Source organism: Micromonospora sp. SCSIO 07396, assembly GCF_053667945.1.
The window spans coordinates 3,089,349-3,106,204 of sequence record NZ_CM132210.1 but is presented as its reverse complement, the minus strand read 5'-3'; the positions used below and the strand labels follow the sequence as shown (position 1 = coordinate 3,106,204).

Annotated in this window: 16 protein-coding genes; 7 read left to right on the top strand and 9 right to left on the bottom strand. The window is 73.0% G+C overall.

Annotation, left to right across the window (positions count from 1 at the left end):
• Window positions 1-29 precede the first annotated feature (29 nt).
• From ACWCHM_RS13255 to ACWCHM_RS13245, 3 genes are all read right to left on the bottom strand, one after another.
• Entirely contained in the window at window positions 30-1,166 is a 1,137-nt protein-coding gene (locus ACWCHM_RS13255; protein ID WP_421488496.1) for a M20 family metallopeptidase, read from the bottom strand.
• Between the two features lie 77 nt (window positions 1,167-1,243).
• On the bottom strand, window positions 1,244-2,497 hold the full coding sequence (locus ACWCHM_RS13250) for an RNA polymerase sigma factor (RefSeq protein ID WP_204960169.1): 1,254 nt from the start codon (window positions 2,495-2,497) through the stop codon (window positions 1,244-1,246).
• A gap of 10 nt (window positions 2,498-2,507) precedes the next feature.
• A complete protein-coding gene (locus ACWCHM_RS13245; protein WP_421490407.1) occupies window positions 2,508-2,900 on the bottom strand; it encodes a YciI family protein in 393 nt (130 codons plus the stop codon).
• Between the two features lie 137 nt (window positions 2,901-3,037).
• Between ACWCHM_RS13245 and ACWCHM_RS13240 the strand changes: the two genes are divergently transcribed.
• From ACWCHM_RS13240 to ACWCHM_RS13230, 3 genes are all read left to right on the top strand, one after another.
• The gene (locus ACWCHM_RS13240) at window positions 3,038-3,244 is read left to right on the top strand and encodes a hypothetical protein (protein ID WP_204960167.1); all 207 of its coding nucleotides are present in this window, start codon (window positions 3,038-3,040) and stop codon (window positions 3,242-3,244) included.
• Between the two features lie 115 nt (window positions 3,245-3,359).
• Window positions 3,360-4,130 (top strand): neutral zinc metallopeptidase, encoded by a 771-nt coding sequence (locus ACWCHM_RS13235; protein ID WP_204960166.1) that lies wholly within the window; start codon window positions 3,360-3,362, stop codon window positions 4,128-4,130.
• Between the two features lie 119 nt (window positions 4,131-4,249).
• The gene (locus ACWCHM_RS13230; protein ID WP_204960165.1) at window positions 4,250-4,897 is read left to right on the top strand and encodes an HAD family hydrolase; all 648 of its coding nucleotides are present in this window, start codon (window positions 4,250-4,252) and stop codon (window positions 4,895-4,897) included.
• Between the two features lie 58 nt (window positions 4,898-4,955).
• Here ACWCHM_RS13230 and ACWCHM_RS13225 read toward each other — a convergent pair whose 3' ends face one another.
• The 5 genes from ACWCHM_RS13225 to ACWCHM_RS13205 all read right to left on the bottom strand — a co-directional run bounded on the left by ACWCHM_RS13225 (window position 4,956) and on the right by ACWCHM_RS13205 (window position 11,585).
• Window positions 4,956-7,508 carry an ABC transporter permease gene (locus ACWCHM_RS13225; protein ID WP_454222604.1) on the bottom strand — a complete coding sequence of 851 codons (2,553 nt, stop codon included), beginning with the start codon at window positions 7,506-7,508 and terminating at the stop codon, window positions 4,956-4,958.
• A complete protein-coding gene (locus tag ACWCHM_RS13220) occupies window positions 7,508-8,275 on the bottom strand; it encodes an ABC transporter ATP-binding protein (protein WP_088646672.1) in 768 nt (255 codons plus the stop codon). The genes ACWCHM_RS13225 and ACWCHM_RS13220 overlap by 1 nt, the downstream gene beginning before the upstream one ends.
• Window positions 8,276-8,629: 354 nt before the next feature.
• Window positions 8,630-9,358 carry a response regulator gene (locus tag ACWCHM_RS13215; RefSeq protein WP_454223074.1) on the bottom strand — a complete coding sequence of 243 codons (729 nt, stop codon included), beginning with the start codon at window positions 9,356-9,358 and terminating at the stop codon, window positions 8,630-8,632.
• A 20-nt stretch (window positions 9,359-9,378) separates the two neighbouring features.
• Complete coding sequence (locus ACWCHM_RS13210) at window positions 9,379-10,572, bottom strand: sensor histidine kinase (RefSeq protein ID WP_281897939.1); 1,194 nt, start codon at window positions 10,570-10,572, stop codon at window positions 9,379-9,381.
• Between the two features lie 101 nt (window positions 10,573-10,673).
• On the bottom strand, window positions 10,674-11,585 hold the full coding sequence (locus ACWCHM_RS13205) for a RecB family exonuclease (RefSeq protein ID WP_204960162.1): 912 nt from the start codon (window positions 11,583-11,585) through the stop codon (window positions 10,674-10,676).
• 139 nt (window positions 11,586-11,724) lie between these two features.
• Between ACWCHM_RS13205 and ACWCHM_RS13200 the strand changes: the two genes are divergently transcribed.
• The 3 genes from ACWCHM_RS13200 (at window position 11,725) to ACWCHM_RS13190 (ending at window position 14,489) form a co-directional block, all read left to right on the top strand.
• Complete coding sequence (locus tag ACWCHM_RS13200; protein ID WP_281903071.1) at window positions 11,725-12,816, top strand: site-2 protease family protein; 1,092 nt, start codon at window positions 11,725-11,727, stop codon at window positions 12,814-12,816.
• 74 nt (window positions 12,817-12,890) lie between these two features.
• Window positions 12,891-13,835 carry a tRNA (adenine-N1)-methyltransferase gene (locus tag ACWCHM_RS13195; protein WP_454223073.1) on the top strand — a complete coding sequence of 315 codons (945 nt, stop codon included), beginning with the start codon at window positions 12,891-12,893 and terminating at the stop codon, window positions 13,833-13,835.
• 81 nt (window positions 13,836-13,916) lie between these two features.
• Window positions 13,917-14,489, top strand: coding sequence for a hypothetical protein (locus ACWCHM_RS13190; RefSeq protein ID WP_454222603.1), 573 nt, complete (start codon window positions 13,917-13,919; stop codon window positions 14,487-14,489).
• A 63-nt stretch (window positions 14,490-14,552) separates the two neighbouring features.
• On the opposite strand, the gene ACWCHM_RS13185 is transcribed toward ACWCHM_RS13190, so the two are convergent.
• Complete coding sequence (locus tag ACWCHM_RS13185) at window positions 14,553-14,849, bottom strand: ferredoxin (RefSeq protein ID WP_088646668.1); 297 nt, start codon at window positions 14,847-14,849, stop codon at window positions 14,553-14,555.
• A gap of 177 nt (window positions 14,850-15,026) precedes the next feature.
• Between ACWCHM_RS13185 and arc the strand changes: the two genes are divergently transcribed.
• Window positions 15,027-16,808 carry a proteasome ATPase gene (gene arc, locus ACWCHM_RS13180; RefSeq protein WP_204960159.1) on the top strand — a complete coding sequence of 594 codons (1,782 nt, stop codon included), beginning with the start codon at window positions 15,027-15,029 and terminating at the stop codon, window positions 16,806-16,808.
• Window positions 16,809-16,856 lie beyond the last annotated feature (48 nt).

Genomic DNA, 16,856 nt, shown 5'->3' with positions numbered 1-16,856 from the left:
AGCCTACGGCCCCACCGGCCGGACCGCGCTCAGGAGTTATCCTTCGTGGACAGTTGGTCGACCAGACCGGCCAGCAGGGCGGTACGCTCCGGCATCCGGTCGAGGCGGACGTACTCGTCGCGGGCGTGCGCCCCACCACCCACCGCGCCCAACCCGTCCAGGGTCGGCACCCCCAGCGCGGCAGTGAAGTTGCCGTCGGACGCGCCCGCCACGTGCGCCCCGGTCAGGGCCGGCAGGCCGAGCCGGTCGGCGACCGACCGGGCGGTCTCCAACAGCGGCCGGGCCAGCTCCGCCGGCATCGGATGACGGCCGATGCGGCCCTCCACCGCCACCGTCGCCTCGGGCAGGAACGGCACCAGCTCGTGGATGGCCCGGTCGATGCGTTCGAGTTCGGCACTGGTCCACGCCCGGACGTCGACCGCCAGACTGGCCAGCTCCGGCACCGTGTTGGTGGTGGTGCCCGCCGCCAGCAGCGTCGGGGTGACCGACGTGCCGCCGCTGTGCCCCGCGCCGAGGGCGCGCAGCGTGAGGATCTGGTGGGCCACCTCGACGGTGGCGTTCACCCCCCGCTGGGGTTCCACCCCGGCATGGGCGGCCCGGCCCTGCACGATGACCCGGTACACCGAGCCCCCCTTGCGGGCCACCTTCACCTCCCCCTGCGGGGTGGCCGCCTCGCAGACCAGCACCGCGTCCGAGCGCAGCGCCTCCCGCTCGATCAGCGGCCGGGACGTGCCGGAGCCGGTCTCCTCGTCGCAGGTGAGCAGCACGCCGACCGTGGAGGTGTCCGCCAGCAGGCCCAACGCGGTGAACATCTGCACGATCCCGGCCTTCATGTCGCACACCCCGGGACCGGTGGCGACGTCCCCGCGTACGGTGAACGGCCGGGACCTGACGGTGCCGATGGGGAAGACCGTGTCGAAGTGGCCGAGCAGCAGCACCCGTTGCCGGGCCGCCGGCCACAGCAGGTGCGGCAGCCCGTCCACGACGACCCGTTCGGCGGGCCGGCCGAGCACCTGCTCGCCCCAGCTGGCGAGCAGGTCGGCGCAGGACTCCAGGTGGGGCAGGTCGCCCGGGGCGGACTCGGCCGCGACCAGGTCCCCCAGCCGGTCCACCATCTCGGCGCGCAGTTTCGTCGCGGCGCCCAGCAGATCGCGCTGATGGTCCATCGAGCACTCCAGGTTCGAAGACGGTGACGGGCCCGGCCAGGCGACCCACCCACCATCGCAGCGTCGCCCGCCGACGGTCATCCGTTGCCGTGCTCACCGTCCCCGGCATCGGTCAGCCGCGCCAGCCGGCCGTACAGGTAGCGCTGGCGGGCGAGGTTCGTCGACCGTCGGGCCGCGTGCGCGTACGCGGTCCGGGCCTCGGCGGTCCTGCCGCAGCGTTCCAGCAGGTGGGCGCGGGCGGCGTGCCGCCGGGGGTCGTCGCCGACGCGGGGGTCGTCGGCCAGCGCGTCGAGCAGCCGCAGCCCGGCGGCGGGACCCCGGGCCATCGCCACCGCCACCGCGTGGTTGAGCGCCACCACCGGGTTGTCCGACATCCCCAGCAGCACCCCGTACAGGGCCTCGATCTGCGCCCAGTCGGTCGCTGCGGCGCTGGCTGCCTCGTCGTGCACCGCCGCGATCGCCGCCTGGAGCTGGTAGGGCCCGATGTCGCCGCGCGGCAGCACCGCGCTGACCAGGGCCACCCCCTCGGCGATCTGGTCGGCCCGCCAGCGGCGGCGGTCCTGCTGCGCCATCGGCACCAGCTCACCGTCCGGGCCGACCCGGGCCGGCCCCCGGGCGTCGGTGAGCAGCATCAACGCCAGCAGCCCGGTCACCTCCGGATCGTCGGGCAGCAACCGGTGCAGCAGCCGGGTCAGCCGGATCGCCTCGGCGGACAGGTCCACCCGGCACAGGCGCGGGCCGGTGGTGCCGACGTACCCCTCGTTGAAGATCAGGTAGAGCACCTGCCGGACGGCGTCGAGCCGGGCTGCGCGCTCGTCGGGTCCGGGCAGCGCGAACGGCAGCCCGCTGTCCCGGATGCGCTGCTTGGCGCGGGTGATCCGCCGGGTCATGGTCGCCTCGGGCACCAGGAACGCCCGCGCCACCTCGGCGGTGCCCAACCCGCCGACGGCGCGCAGGGTCAATGCGATCTGGGCGGCCGGCGGCAGCGCCGGATGACAGCACAGGAACAGCAGCACCAGGCTGTCGTCGCCCGGCTCCCGGTGGTCGGCCGCCGGGGCGGACCACGGCTGCGCCCGGCCGACGTCGTCCTCCCGCCGTCGCCGGGCCTGTTCGGCGCGGAGCAGGTCGGTCAGCCGCCGGGCGGCCACCGTGACCAGCCAGCCTCGGGGCTGCTCCGGCAGCCCCTCGACCGGCCAGCGGGTCGCGGCGGCCAGCAGCGCCTCCTGGACGGCGTCCTCGGCGGCGTCGAAGTGGCCGTACCGGCGGACGACCGCGCCGAGGACCTGCGGCGCGAGCACGCGCAACAGGTCCTCGACGGTGGACGGTCCCATCGCGTGAGGGTCAGCCGTCCAGGTCGTCGATGCCGTCGGCGACCGGCCGTACGTCGACGTACCCGCCCTCGGCGTCCGGGTCGACGAACCGGGCGGCGATCTGGGTGGCCCGGTCGAAGCTTTCGCAGTCGACGATGGTGAACCCGGCGAGCACCTCCTGCGTCTCCGGGTACGGCCCGTCGGTGACCACCGGCGTGCCCTGTCGCAGCCGCACCCGGCGGGCGTGCACCGGCGCGGTCAACCCCTGCCCGTCGACCAGCTCACCGGATTCGGCCAGTTCCTGGTGCACCGCCGCCATGTGCTCGTGCATCGCGGCGACCTGCTCCGGCGTCATCGGCGGCTGGGCCCCGGGGCGGCCGGCCATGGCGTCGTAGTCGCGCTGCGAGCCGTACAACATGATCATGTATTTCACGGGCTCTCCTCTCGGCCGCCGGGTGCGGCCGGACACCCGGGACGTCGGAGCCGCCGGGCCGATCCGGACACCGGCTGCGAGGCTAGTCGCCGACCGGGCGGGTGGCGACGGTCACCTACCGTGGCCTCATGACGACGATGTGGCTCGTGCTCGGGGTGGCGGCCCTGGTGATGATCGGCACGGTCGGCTGGGTCGCCTGGCGCGACCGGGCCCGCACCGTCGGGGCCGAGGACCGCACCGCCGGGCGGGACGCCCAGGCCAGACAGCACCGGTACGAGGCGGAACGCCACTTCGCCCAGAACGACACGATCCATCGGGGCCAGGAGCACCACTGACCGCCCGGCGGGGCCGACCTGGCTCACCCATGGTCAACGGGACGCCGGCCGGGCATGATCGTTCCACGGTCGGGGTACCACCGATCGCAGGACCGGCACGCCTGGGAGGCACACGGTGACGGCAGGCTCGCGACGCCGCTCGCACGGACCACTGCTCGCCGCGTTGACGGCACTGGTGGTGGCGGTCGGTTGCGCGGCCGGCGGGGTGGGGGAGAACGCTCCGCAGGAACCCCGGGAGCCGGCCCCCCGGCAGTCGTCGCGCCCGGCGGCGGCCCCCTCCTCGCCCGAGGCGGAGACCACCCGCGCCGACGGCACCACCAGCGTGGCCGAGTTCAAGAGCGACATCGCCGACGCCGTCACCATCGCCGAACGCTACTGGGCCGCCCAGTTCCGGACCTCCGGCGAGCAGTTCCGCCCGATCAGCCGGATCGTGCCCTACCAGCGTGAGGGCGAGATCTCCTGCGCCGGGCAGGCGTTGCCCCGAAACAACGCGGTCTACTGCTCCCAGGGCGACTTCATCGCCTACGACGTCAACTGGTCGGTGTCGGCGTTCCGGCAGGTCGGCGACGCGTTCGTGTTCTACCTGCTGGGCCACGAGTATGCCCACGGCATCCAGGTCCGCCTCGGCCTGCGCGCCAACTTCACCATCCAGCAGGAGTTGCAGGCCGACTGCATGGCCGGGGCCTACCTCGGCGACTCCGTACGCGACGGCACCCTGCGGCTCGACGCCGGTGACCTCGACGAGTTCCGTGAGGGGCTGCTCGCCGTCGGCGACGACCCCGACCAGCCGTGGTTCGCCGAGGGCTCGCACGGCACCGCCGAACAGCGCACCGACTGGTTCTTCCGCGGCTACGAGCGCTCCCTGGACGCCTGCAACCTGCGCTGAGGAGCAGGTCACGTCCGGCCGGTACGGCGACGGACGGTCCTGGCCCGCCTGGCAGGATCGCCCGGAGACCACCCGCGAGCGCCAGGAGGATTCCGCTGAGCAGCCCACACCCCGCCGCCGTGCTCTTCGACATGGACGGCACCCTGGTCGACAGCGAGAAGCTCTGGGACGTCGCCCTGCACGAGTTGGCCACCGTCTACGGGGGGACGCTCAGCGGCCCGGCCCGGCGGGCGATGATCGGCACCGCGATGGCCGCGTCGATGCGCATCCTCCATGACGACCTCGGCCAACCCGAGCGGGACCCGCAGGCCAGCGCCGACTGGATCAACGCGCGCATCCTGGAACTGTTCCGCACCGGGCTGCGCTGGCGGCCGGGCGCGTTGACCCTGCTGCGGGCGGTCCGCGCCGCCGGCATCCCCACCGCGCTGGTCACCTCCAGCGGCCGGCCCCTGGTCGAGGTCGCCCTGGACACCCTCGGCCGGGACAGCTTCGACGCCGTGGTCTGCGGCGACGAGGTGGACTCGACCAAACCGCACCCCGAGCCCTACCTGACCGCCGCCCGGCTGCTCGACGTGCCGATCGACCGGTGCGTGGCGATCGAGGACTCGCCGACCGGGGTGGCCAGCGCGCTCGCCGCCGGTGCGGCGGTGTTGGCCGTCCCGGCGGAGGTGCCGGTGCCGCCTACCGACGGCGTACACCAGGTGGAGAGCCTCACCTCGGCGGACCTGGAGCTGCTGGCGGCGCTGCTCGGCGAGCCACCCGGCTGAGTCGTCTGACATGACGAGGGGGCCCGCCGGCCGGCGGGCCCCCTCGCGGCGGACGGGATCAGTCGTGCGCGATCGCGCCCAGCACGTTGATCCGGGCCGCCCGCACCGCCGGCAGCACCGCCGCCACCACGCCGATGACGGCCGCCAGCAGCAGGAACAGCCCCATCTGGCCCCACGGCAGGATCAGGTCGGTGATGCCGTCGTCCTTGAGCGCCCGGACCACCGCGGCACCGAGGCCGACGCCCACCACGATCCCGAGCAGCGCCCCGAAGACCGAGATCACCACCGCCTCCACGGTGATCATCCGCATGGTCTGCGCCCGGCGCAGCCCGATCGCCCGCAGCAGGCCCAGCTCACGGGTCCGCTCCAGCACCGACAGGGCCAGGGTGTTCACGATGCCGAGCACCGCGATCACGATGGCCAGCGCCAACAGGATCTGGATCATCGTGAGCAGGCTGTCCAGCGACCCGGTCTGCTGCTCGATGAACGCGTCCCGGTCGGCCACCGACACCTCCGGGCTGTCCGCCAGCAGCGCCTCCACCTGCGGCTGCACGTCCGCCACCCGGGTGCCCGGGGCGAGCTGGATGAACCCCTGGTTGGGCTTCGGGATGGCGAAGTCCTTCACCGCCTGCGGCGGCAACTGCACCGGGCTGGTCAGCTCGGAACTCTCGTAGATGCCGCTGACCGTATAGGTGCGCGGCTCGCCCCGGGAGGCCTGCACGGTCACCGTCGACCCGACCGAGATGTTGCGGGAACGGGCGGCGTCCGAGCTGAACAGCATCTGGTCCGGGCCGAGCCGGCTGATGTCACCGGCGGTCGTCTTGGCCCCGAAGATCCGCTGCAACGCGGTCACGTCGCTGGACGCGGCCAGCCAGGTGACCTTCCCGTCGACCATGCCCATGTCGCCGTACTCGCCGTCGGCCAGCTGCACCCCGGGCAGCGCGGCGACCTTCGTCAGCACCGCCGGGTCGAAGCTCGCCGGGCGCGGACCGGTCGACGCCCCGGAGATCACCAGCTCGGCCTTGATGGTGTCCTGGGCCAGCGCGCCGATGCTGCCCTTCGCCGAGTCCAGGATCACCGTCACCCCGGTCACCAGGGCGATGCCGACCATCAGCGCCGCCGCCGTGATCGCCGTCCGGCGCGGGTTGCGGCCGGAGTTCAACCGTCCCAGCTTGCCCGGCACCGACCAGGCGAAAATCGCCCCCAGCAGGGACACCACCGGGCGGCTGATCAGCGGGGTCAGCAGCGCCACCCCGATGAAGGCGAACAGCACCCCACCCAGGATGACCGCCAGGGTGTTGTCTCCGGCGTTGCCGCTGAGCCCGAGGAACAGCAGCACCGCGCCGATCCCGGTGATCACCCCACCGGTCACGGTGACCCGGGTCAACGGCCGGTCCGGGTTGGCCACGTCCTGCATCGCCGCGATCGGCGGGATACGCGCCGCCCGCAGCGCCGGCAGCAACGCCGCCACCACCGTGATCAGCAGGCCGACCGCGAACGAGCCGACCACCGCCGACGCCGGGACGCCGATCCCGGCCAGCGTCAACCCGCCGGCCAGGTTGCCGAAGACGTACGCCAGCAGCGCACCGATGCCGATGCCGGCGCCCAGCCCCAGCACCGAGGCGATCAGGCCGATCGCCACCGCCTCCAGCACCACCGAACCGATGATCTGCCGGCCGCTGGCCCCGATCGCCCGCATCAGCGCCAGCTCCCGGGTCCGCTGCGCCACGATGATCGAGAAGGTGTTGAGGATGAGGAACGTGCCCACCAGCAGCGCGACGGCGGCGAACCCGAGCAGGATCTTGTTGAAGAAGGACAACCCCTCCTTCAGGCTCGCCGAGGCGTCCGCCGACAACTGCGCGCCGGTCTTGACCTCGAAGCCGTCGCCGAGCGTACGGGCCACGTCGTCGCGCAACGCGGCGTCGTCGACCCCGGCCGCGGCCCGGACCGTGACGTTGGTGAAGGTGTCCCGCTCGCCCAGCAGCAGCCGCTGCGCGACAGGCGTGGTGAAGGCGATCTCGTTGACCCCGCCGATCGAGTCCCGGTCACCGCTGTACCCGAACACCCCGACCAGGGTGAAGGTCTCCTTCGGCACCAGCGGGGTCAGCACCCCGACCCGGTCGCCGACCTTCACCTTGCCCGCCTGCGCCAGCGCCGCGTTGACGACGATCTCGTCGTCCGCCCGGGGCTCCCGGCCCTCCCGCAGCGTCACCAGGTCGCTCTCGCCCTGCCAGTTCGACCCGAGCTGCGGCGGCCCGAACGAGGTGACCACCTTGCCGTTGCTGCCGATCAGCTGGGCGCCGTCGGTGGTGACCACGCCGGTGGCCTCGGCCACCCCGGGCACCCCGGCGATCCGCTGCACCGTCGCCGCCGGCACCGTCGCCGGCACCTGCTCGCCCTGCATCTCGCTGAGCGCCACCTTGGGCTTGCCGGCGACGTTGACGTCGATGCCCTCGTACGCGTCGGCGAAGACCGCGTCGAACGAGCGGCCCAGCGTGTCGGTGAGCACGAACGCCCCCGACACGAACATGACGCCCAGCACCACGGCCAGGCCGGACAGCAGCAGGCGCACCTTGCGCGCCAGCAGACTCTTGAGGGTGGCCCGCAACATCAGCCGGCCACCTCGACCGGGGTGTCCAGCTTCTTCATGGTGTCCAGCACCGTGTCGGCGGTCGGCTCGATCAGCTCGGAGACGATCTGCCCGTCGGCCAGGAAGACCACCCGGTCGGCGTACGCGGCGGCGGTCGGGTCGTGGGTGACCATCACGATGGTCTGCCCGTGCTCGCGTACCGAGTTGCGCAGGAAGTTGAGCACCTCGGCGCCGGAACGGGAGTCCAGGTTGCCGGTCGGCTCGTCGGCGAAGATCACCTCGGGTCGGGCGACCAGCGCCCGCGCGCAGGCGACCCGCTGCTGCTGGCCACCGGAGAGCTGCGACGGCCGGTGCCCCAGCCGGTCCCGCAGACCGACGGTGTCGATCACCGTGTCGTACCAGGCCGGGTCGGGCTTGCGACCGGCGATCGACATCGGCAGCAGGATGTTCTCCTGCGCGGTGAGCGTCGGCAGCAGGTTGAACTGCTGGAAGATGAAGCCCACCTTGTCCCGGCGCAGCTTCGTCAGCCCCGAGTCACCCAGCCCGGTCACCGTGGTGTCGCCGATCTGCACCGTGCCCCTGCTCACCGAGTCCAACCCGGCCAGGCAGTGCATCAGCGTCGACTTGCCCGACCCCGACGGGCCCATGATCGCGGTGAACCTGCCCCGCTCGAACTCGGCGCTGACCCCCCGCAGCGCGGCGACCTGCGCCTCGCCGGTGCCGTACACCTTCCACACGTCGTTCGCCCGGGCCGCGGCCTGCGCATGCCGGCCTACCGTCGCGGTCACGTCATCTACCTCTTCCGTCTGGCTGTGTGTGCCCCCACCGCCCCCGCTGGTCGGTGGGGTCGATCCCATCCTCGGTGCCGGTCGGCGCGGATCCGTCCGACCACGGACTGACCCGGCGCGGATTTCCCGCTGCGGGTCGGCCCGGAGAACGGCTCAGGGTTGACCCTGAGCCGGCGACCGGTCGTGCCACCCCCACCCTGCGGCGGGGCCCGGCATCAAGTTCAGGATCCGACGCCACGACACGGTCAACCGCGCCACGCCGTCTTTCGTCACGGTAGGTGAGCGCGGCAACGCTGCCGTCCCCCCACCGGCCTCACCCTGGGTACGCCCCGAGGGGCACCCGGCGCCGCCCGGCTACGCCTTCGGGCGGACCAGCCCCGACTCGTACGCCAGCACCACCGCCTGCACCCGGTCGCGCAGCCGCAGCTTGGTCAGCACGTGTCCGACGTGCGTCTTGATCGTCGTCTCGCTGACCGACAGCGCGGCGGCGATCTCCGCGTTGGACAACCCCCGGGCCACCTGGACGAGCACCTCCCGTTCCCGCTCGGTCAACGTGCCCAACGCCTTCGGTGGGCTCGCCGCCGGATCGGGCAGCACGGTGGCGAACCGGTCCAGCAGCCGCCTGAGGATGCGCGGCGCCACCACCGCCTCCCCGGCCGCCACCGTCCGGATGGCGGTGACCAGATCGTCGGCCGGCACGTCCTTGGCCAGGAAGCCGCTCGCCCCGGCCCGCAACGCCCCCACCACGTACTCGTCGAGGTCGAAGGTGGTGAGGATGAGCACCCGCACCGGCAACCGGGCGTCGACGATCGCCCGGGTCGCGGCCACCCCGTCCATCCGGGGCATCCGGATGTCCATCAGCACCACGTCGGGCAGCAGCCGGCGGGACAACTCCACCGCCTCCTGCCCGTCGCCGGCCTCGGCGACGATGTCCAGGTCGTCCTCGGTGCCCAGCACCATCCGGAACCCGGTGCGCAGCAACGGCTGGTCGTCGGCGAGCAGGATCCGCACCGGCCGCCCCGGCGGGTGTCCGGCCCGCCCGTCCGGCGCGGACGGCGCAGGGCTGCCGTACGTCTGGCCCATCTGCTGTCCCCGTTCCCCCGTCACGCCGGGACCGTCCCGGCCGGTTCCACCGGAATTCTCGCGTACACCCGGAAGCCGCCACCGGGCCGAGGCCCGATCCGCAGGGTTCCACCGTAGAGCGCCACCCGTTCCCGCATCCCGACCAGACCGTGCCCGATCCGGTCGGGTCCCGGCTCCGGTCCCCGCCCCGTGTCGGTGATCTCCACGGTCAGGCCGCCGCCGTCGACGCCCAACCGGACGGTCGCGGTGGCCGTCCCGGCATGTTTGAGCGCGTTGGTCAACGCCTCCTGGGTGATCCGGTACACCGTCAGCGAGACTCCCTCGTCGACCGTCGGCACCGGCTCGGTGACCTCCAGGACGACCGGCAGCCCCGCCTCGCGTACCTGCTCCACCAGCGCGGTGATGCCGGCCAGGCCGGGCTGCGGGGTGAGGTCGGCGGCGGGCTCCGTGTCGGTGCGCAGCACGTCCAGCAGCCGGCGCATCTCCCGCAGCGTGACCCGGCTGGTGTCCTCGATGGTGGTGATCGCCTCGTCGGCGGCGGCCAGGTCGCGGTGCAGCACCCGCCGTGCCCCGGTGGCCAGCACCCCCATCACGCTGACGTGGTGGGCGACCACGTCGTGCAGTTCCCGGGCGATCCGTCGCCGCTCGTCGGCCACCGCCTGCTCGGCCAGCGCCCGCTGGTTGTCCTCGGCCGCCCGGGCCCGCTCCCGCAGCGCCCGCAGCGAGGTGCGCCGGGCCCGCACCGCCCGCCCCACCGCGTAGGCGAGCAGAGCGGTGAGCAGGTTGTTGAGCACCAGGTACGCCGGACCGACGTCGAGCCCGGTGTCCAGCGGGGTGACCACGTTGAGGGTGGCCACCGGCACCCAGAGCAGCACCGTGGCGACCACCGCCGGCAGCACCGTCCGGTGCACCGCCGTCGTGTACGTCAGCACCAGGAACGTCAGGCTCTGCGTGGTGGGCGCGTGCCCGAGTACCGCCGGCACCGCCAGGGTGGCCAGCGCCGCCACTACCGCCGGCCACGGGGCGATCCGGCGCAGCACCACCGGGGCCGCGCACAGCACGCTCCAGGCCAGCGCGGACGGCAGCTGCCGGGGCCAGAACTCGCGCGGGGTGAGCAGGACGAAGGCGACCTCCACCAGCACCAGCGCGGCGGCGAACAGGGCGTCACCGGCCAGCGGCCGGCGTACCCACCACCGCTCGGGTCCCTCGGTCATACCGCGACGCTAGCCGCCCGCCGGGGCGTCCGGTCGTCGCCGACGGTGAACCTCGTCTCCTCCTCACGGAGGAGCCCGCCTCCGCCGGGCGGGTGCCGGCGCTACTCGTCGGCGCCCGGGGTGGCCGGTCGGGACCGGGCGTCGCGCAGCGGGTCGGCCGCCCCGGCCCGCTGCGGGAACGGTGGCGGGGTGCCGCCGAACGTCGGGCAGTGCGCCTGGTGGTTGCACCAGTCGCAGAGCCGGCTCGGCCGGGGACGGAAATCCTGCCGCGCGGTGGCCTGCTCGATGGCCTGCCAGAGCGCCACCACCGTACGCTCGAACCGCAGCAGCTCGTCGGCGTCGGGGGAGTAGTCGCAGACCTCGGCGTCCTTGAGGTAGAGCAGGCGCAGCACCCGGGGCACCACGCCCCGGGTGCGCCACAGCACCAGCGCGTAGAACTTCAACTGGAACAGCGCCCGCGCCTCGAACGCCTCCCTCGGCGCACCGCCGGTCTTGTAGTCGACCACCCGCAGTGCCCCGTCGGGAGCCACGTCGAGCCGGTCGAGGTAACCCCGGATGAGCAACTCGTCGTCGACCACCGCGGAGATCAGGCTCTCCCGCTCGGCGGGCTCCAGCCGACGCGGGTCCTCCACCGCGAAGTAGCCCTCCAGCAGGGCCGCCGCCGACCTGAGGAACTCGGCGGTGCCCGGCTCGTCGCCCGGGTCGAACAACCCGGCCAGCTCGGGCTGCTCGGTGACCAGCCGGTCCCACTGCGGGCCGACCAGGTCACCGGCGGCCTGCGGGGTGCGCCCGCCCGCCGGCAGGTCGAACAACCGCTCCAGCACCGCGTGCACCAGGGTGCCCCGGGCCTGCTCGACGCTGGGCCGCTCGGGCAGCCGGTCGATGCTGCGGAACCGGTAGAGCAACGGGCAGGTCTTGAAGTCGGCCGCCCGTGACGGCGACAGCGAGGCCCGGACCGTGGCGGGCAGCGCCGCCGGAGGATGCTGCTGGTCGATCACCGGTTCCGCCGTCATGCCCCGAAGGTTAGGACACCGGTGTGACAGGGCCGTGCTCGCCGCACCGGGCATGATCGGGTCGGCGCGTAACATCGGGGCGGTGCAGTCCCGTCCCCGCCCGCCGCGTCGGCCCCGCAGCGGCCTGACCGTCGGCCGGGTGTTCGGGGTGCCGCTGCACCTCAACGTGTCGATGCTGCTGCTCACCCTGCTGGTGACCGTCACCTACGCCGAGTTCGCCCGGGACCGGCTCGGCCTGTCCCCGCTCGGCGGCTACCTGATCGGTCTGGGCTTCGTGGTGTCGCTGCTCGGTTCGGTCCTGCTGCACGAGCTGGGGCACGCGCTGACCGCCAGGCGTCACGGCATCGGTGTGCGCGGGATCACCCTGGAACTGCTCGGCGGCTACACCGAGATGGACCGGGACGCCCCCACCCCCCGGGTGGAGCTGCTGGTCTCGCTGGCCGGCCCGGCCGTCTCGGCGCTGCTCGGCGGGCTCGCCGTGGCCGCCACGCTGGCCACCCCCGACCACACCCTGGCCCATCAGCTCGCGCTGCAACTGGCGTTGAGCAACATCATCGTCGCCGTGTTCAACGTGCTGCCCGGCCTGCCCCTGGACGGCGGCCGGGCGCTGCGCGCCGTGCTGTGGCGGATCACCCGCGACCGGCACCGGGCCACCGAGGTCGCCGGCTGGGTCGGGCGGGCCGTCGCGGTGGGCACCGCCGGGCTGGTCGTGCTGCTCACCGTGCAGCGGGTGCTGGTGCCGCTGGCGCTGCCGCTGATGCTGCTGGTCGCGGTCACCCTCTGGCGCGGTGCCGGACAGTCGATCCGGTACGCCCGGATCAGCCGCCGGGTGCCGCTGCTCGACCTGGCCCGGCTGGCCCGCCCGGTCGTCGCCGTACCCACCGGCACGCCGCTGGCCGAGGCGCAGCGCAGGCACGCCGAGCAGGGCCCGCCCGGGTCCGCCGTGCTGGTCGTCGACGGCGCGGGCCGGCCGGTCGCCCTGGTCGACCCGGCCGCGGCGGACGCCGTACCGGTGCACCGGCGGCCCTGGCTCGGGGTCGACGCGGTGGCCCGGCCGCTGGCCGCGCTGCCGGCGGTGCCGCTCGGTCTCGACGGCGAGCGGCTGATGGCGGCCGTCCAGGCCCACCCGGGCGCACGCTACGTGGTGACGTCAGGCGAAGATGTGGTCGGCGTTCTGCACACCGCGGATCTCGCCCAGGTCCTCGAACCCACACGGAAGACGAACAGGTGACCGCAGCACATCCCCCCACCCTCCCGGCCCGCAACGGCACCCCGCCGCCCCCCGCCGTCGCGGAACTCCCCCCGGTGCACCGGGGCCCGTTCCGCCCCGGTGACCGGGTGCAGCTGACCGACCCGAAGGGGAGGATGCACACCGTCACCCTGGAGCCCGGCAAGGAGTTCCACACCCACCGGGGCATCCTGTCGCACGACGCGCTGATCGGGCGGCCCGACGGCAGCGTGGTCAGCACCGCCGGCGGCGGGACGGCGTTCCTGGCGCTGCGTCCGCTGCTGTCGGACTATGTGCTGTCCATGCCGCGCGGCGCCCAGGTGATCTATCCGAAGGACTCGGCGCAGATCGTCGCCATGGGCGACATCTTCCCCGGCGCCAAGGTGCTGGAGGCCGGTGCCGGCTCGGGGGCGCTGAGCTGCTCCCTGCTGCGCGCCGTCGGCACCGGCGGTGAGCTGCACTCCTACGAGGTGCGCGACGACTTCGCCCAGATCGCCCGGCGCAACGTGGAGGCGTTCTTCGGCGCGCCGCACCCCGCCTGGCGGCTGCACGTCGGCGACGTCGCCGACTGCCCGGAGACCGGTTTCGACCGGATCATCCTGGACATGCTCACCCCCTGGGAGACCCTCGACATGGTCGAGCGGGCGCTGCTGCCCGGCGGGGTGTTCATCGGCTACGTGGCGACCACCCCGCAGCTGTCCGAGCTGGTCGAGGCGCTGCGCGAGCGGGGCGGCTGGACCGAGCCGCGGGCCTGGGAGTCGCTGGTGCGCGACTGGCACGCCGAAGGGCTCGCCGTCCGCCCCGACCACCGGATGATCGCGCACACCGCGTTCCTGGTCTCCGCGCGTAAGCTCGCTCCGGGCGTCACCGCGCCGCCGCGCCGCCGCAAGCCCAGCAAGGGCGCCGAGGCGTACGCGGAACGCAAGCAGGCGCTGCGGGAGGCGGCGGCGGCCCGGGAGGCGGCGGCACAGGCCACCGCCGCCGCGTCGGCCACCGCAGCCGACGGGGTGGACCGGCCGTGACGGCGGATCGGAGCTGCTGGGCGTGAACGGGCAGAACCCGACGGCCGGTGCGGGCCGACGGTGTGACCGCAGGGAGTGCGCATGAGTCGGCCGGGCTTCGGCGGCGGTGAGCTGCCGGCCGTGTTCCCCGACTGGTCGCCGTACCAGGATCTGGAGTCGGCGGCGCGGGCCTACCTGCGTGACCCGGACATCGCCCTGGAGGCGCTCGGCGGCGTGCTGCGGGGCGCCTCGGTGCTCGGCTTCACCCTGGAACGGTTCGTCAACGAGGTCAACGGGGTGTGGCAGGAGGTCGTCGTCTGCGACGGCAGCCGGCTGGTGCTCTGGCACGGCGAGGACGTGCCGCCGGGGGAGGGGCCGCCCGGGTCGATGACGTCGTCGCTGCGGGTGGTGCCGGTCTCCACGGTCACCGAGGTGGGCTGCCGGCGGCGGCTCACCCGGGCCGAGAACGGCGAGGTCCGGGTGGACAGCATCGACGTCTACCTGCTGCTCACCTCGCTGGACGAGGCCCCGCCCGGCGACGACATAGTCGGCGCGCCCCGGCACGACGCGCTACGTTTCGGCAAGACCCTCGACGACGGCGGGGCCGGGCAGATCGCCCGGCTGGAGGAGTTCGCCCGGCTGGTCGCCTCGGTGGTCGGCCGCCCGCTGCTGTAGCGCCGTGACCGGGCCGGGGGCGACGCCGGGGCCACCCCGGCCCGGGAGCCGGTCGTCGTCGGCTCAGTCGTCCTCGGCCTCCGGGCCGGCGACCTCGACGCCGTCGCTGCCACGCACCACGTGGATGCACTCGCCCGGGCACTCCTTGGCGGAGTCGATCACCTCCAGCCGCAGGTGTTCCGGCACGTCGACCCGGCTGCCGGGGGCGAGCCGCAGCTCACCGTCGACGCCCTTGACGTACGCCAGGCCGTCGACGTCGAACTCGAAGACCTCCGGTGCGTACTGCACGCAGAGCCCGTCACCCGTGCAGAGGTCCTGGTCAACCCAGACCTGCAACTGGTCGGTAGCGACGTCGGTCACCCGGCACCCCCCATGTTCTCCCGTCCCACTCCCCGACGGTACCCGAACGGCCGGACCTGCCCCTCAGGCGTCCCGTGGCGATCAAGGTTCGGTGACGAGGGCGTTGCGTGGGACCGAATCGGCCTCATAGCGGCTAGTGTTAGGGCAGAACGTTCAAGCCCCCCGGGGAGGTGGGACGTGGCACGCAGTGACGACGCGGACTCGCGCGCCGCACGGTGGGAGAAGGAGGCCCACGATCTCTCCACGCAGGTCGCGTTCCTTCAGGAGGAACTCGCTCTGGTGCGGCGCAAGTTGACCGAAAGCCCCCGACACGTCCGGCAGCTCGAAGAGCGGCTGGCGGCCACCCAGGCACAGTTGGCGCGGCTCACCGAGAACAACGACCGGCTCGTGAGCACCCTCAAGGAGGCTCGCGCGCAGATCGTGACGCTCAAGGAGGAGATCGACCGGCTGGCACAGCCGCCGTCCGGTTACGGCGTCTTCCTCGCGCGACACGACGACGGCACGGTGGACATCTTCACCGGCGGACGGAAGCTCCGGGTAGCCGTCTCACCCTCACTGGACGCCGAGGAGTTGCGGCGCGGCCAGGAGGTCCTGCTCAACGACGCGCTCAACATCGTCGACGCGTTCGGCTACGAGCGGGTCGGTGAGGTGGTGATGCTCAAGGAGATCCTCGCGGGTCCCGAGGGCGCTCCGGGTGACCGGGCGCTGGTGGTCTCGCACTCCGACGAGGAGCGCATCGTCCATCTGGCCGACACCCTGATCGGCTCCGCGATCAGGGCCGGCGACTCGCTCATGATCGAGCCCCGCTCGGCGTACGCCTACGAGCGGATCCCGAAGAGCGAGGTCGAGGAGTTGGTGCTGGAGGAGGTGCCCGACGTCGACTACACCGACATCGGCGGCCTCCAGTCGCAGATCGAGCAGATCCGCGATGCGGTGGAGCTGCCCTTCCTGCACGCCGATCTGTTCCGGGAGCACCAGCTCCGGCCGCCGAAGGGCATCCTGCTCTACGGTCCGCCGGGCTGCGGCAAGACGCTCATCGCCAAGGCGGTGGCCAACTCGCTGGCCAAAAAGATCGCCGAGCGGTTGGGCAAGGACCGGCACACCAGCTTCTTCCTCAACATCAAGGGCCCGGAGCTGCTCAACAAGTACGTCGGCGAGACCGAGCGGCACATCCGGCTGATCTTCCAGCGGGCCCGGGAGAAGGCCGGGGAGGGCACCCCGGTCATCGTGTTCTTCGACGAGATGGACTCGATCTTCCGGACCCGTGGCTCCGGTGTCTCCTCCGACGTGGAGAACACCATCGTCCCGCAGCTGTTGAGCGAGATCGACGGCGTCGAGGGCCTGGAGAACGTGATCGTGATCGGCGCCTCCAACCGGGAGGACATGATCGACCCGGCCATCCTGCGCCCCGGCCGGCTCGACGTGAAGATCAAGATCGAGCGTCCGGACGCCGAGGCGGCCAAGGACATCTTCTCCAAGTACATCCTCGCCGGGCTGCCGCTGCACGCCGACGACCTGGCCGAGCACGGCGGTGAGCCGCAGGCCACCGTCGCGGCCATGATCGACGCGGTCGTCCTGCGGATGTACTCGGAGACCGAGGAGAACCGCTTCCTCGAGGTCACCTACGCCAACGGCGACAAGGAGGTCCTGTACTTCAAGGACTTCAACTCCGGCGCGATGATCCAGAACATCGTCGACCGGGGCAAGAAGATGGCGATCAAGGAGTTCCTCACCTCCGGACGCAAGGGGCTGCGGTTGCAGCACCTGCTCGACGCCTGCGTCGACGAGTTCCGGGAGAACGAGGACCTGCCCAACACCACCAACCCGGACGACTGGGCCCGGATCTCCGGCAAGAAGGGCGAGCGGATCGTCTACATCCGTACGCTCGTCTCCGGCGGCAAGGGCACCGAGGCCGGCCGTTCCATCGAAACCGCGAGCAACACCGGCCAGTACCTCTGACCGGACGACCGGACGGGCCCGCGACGCGACGCGTCGCGGGCCCGCTGG

Bases quoted from the DNA above. Each gene is read 5' to 3' on its own strand.
- ACWCHM_RS13240 (WP_204960167.1), top strand. From the start codon at position 3,038: ATGACGACGATGTGGCTCGTGCTCGGGGTGGCGGCCCTGGTGATGATC.
- ACWCHM_RS13210 (WP_281897939.1), bottom strand. From the start codon at position 10,572: ATGACCGAGGGACCCGAGCGGTGGTGGGTACGCCGGCCGCTGGCCGGT.
- ACWCHM_RS13245 (WP_421490407.1), bottom strand. From the start codon at position 2,900: ATGATCATGTTGTACGGCTCGCAGCGCGACTACGACGCCATGGCCGGC.
- ACWCHM_RS13255 (WP_421488496.1), bottom strand. From the start codon at position 1,166: ATGGACCATCAGCGCGATCTGCTGGGCGCCGCGACGAAACTGCGCGCC.
- ACWCHM_RS13215 (WP_454223074.1), bottom strand. From the start codon at position 9,358: ATGGGCCAGACGTACGGCAGCCCTGCGCCGTCCGCGCCGGACGGGCGG.
- ACWCHM_RS13250 (WP_204960169.1), bottom strand. From the start codon at position 2,497: ATGGGACCGTCCACCGTCGAGGACCTGTTGCGCGTGCTCGCGCCGCAG.
- ACWCHM_RS13205 (WP_204960162.1), bottom strand. From the start codon at position 11,585: ATGACGGCGGAACCGGTGATCGACCAGCAGCATCCTCCGGCGGCGCTG.
- ACWCHM_RS13225 (WP_454222604.1), bottom strand. From the start codon at position 7,508: ATGTTGCGGGCCACCCTCAAGAGTCTGCTGGCGCGCAAGGTGCGCCTG.
- ACWCHM_RS13190 (WP_454222603.1), top strand. From the start codon at position 13,917: ATGAGTCGGCCGGGCTTCGGCGGCGGTGAGCTGCCGGCCGTGTTCCCC.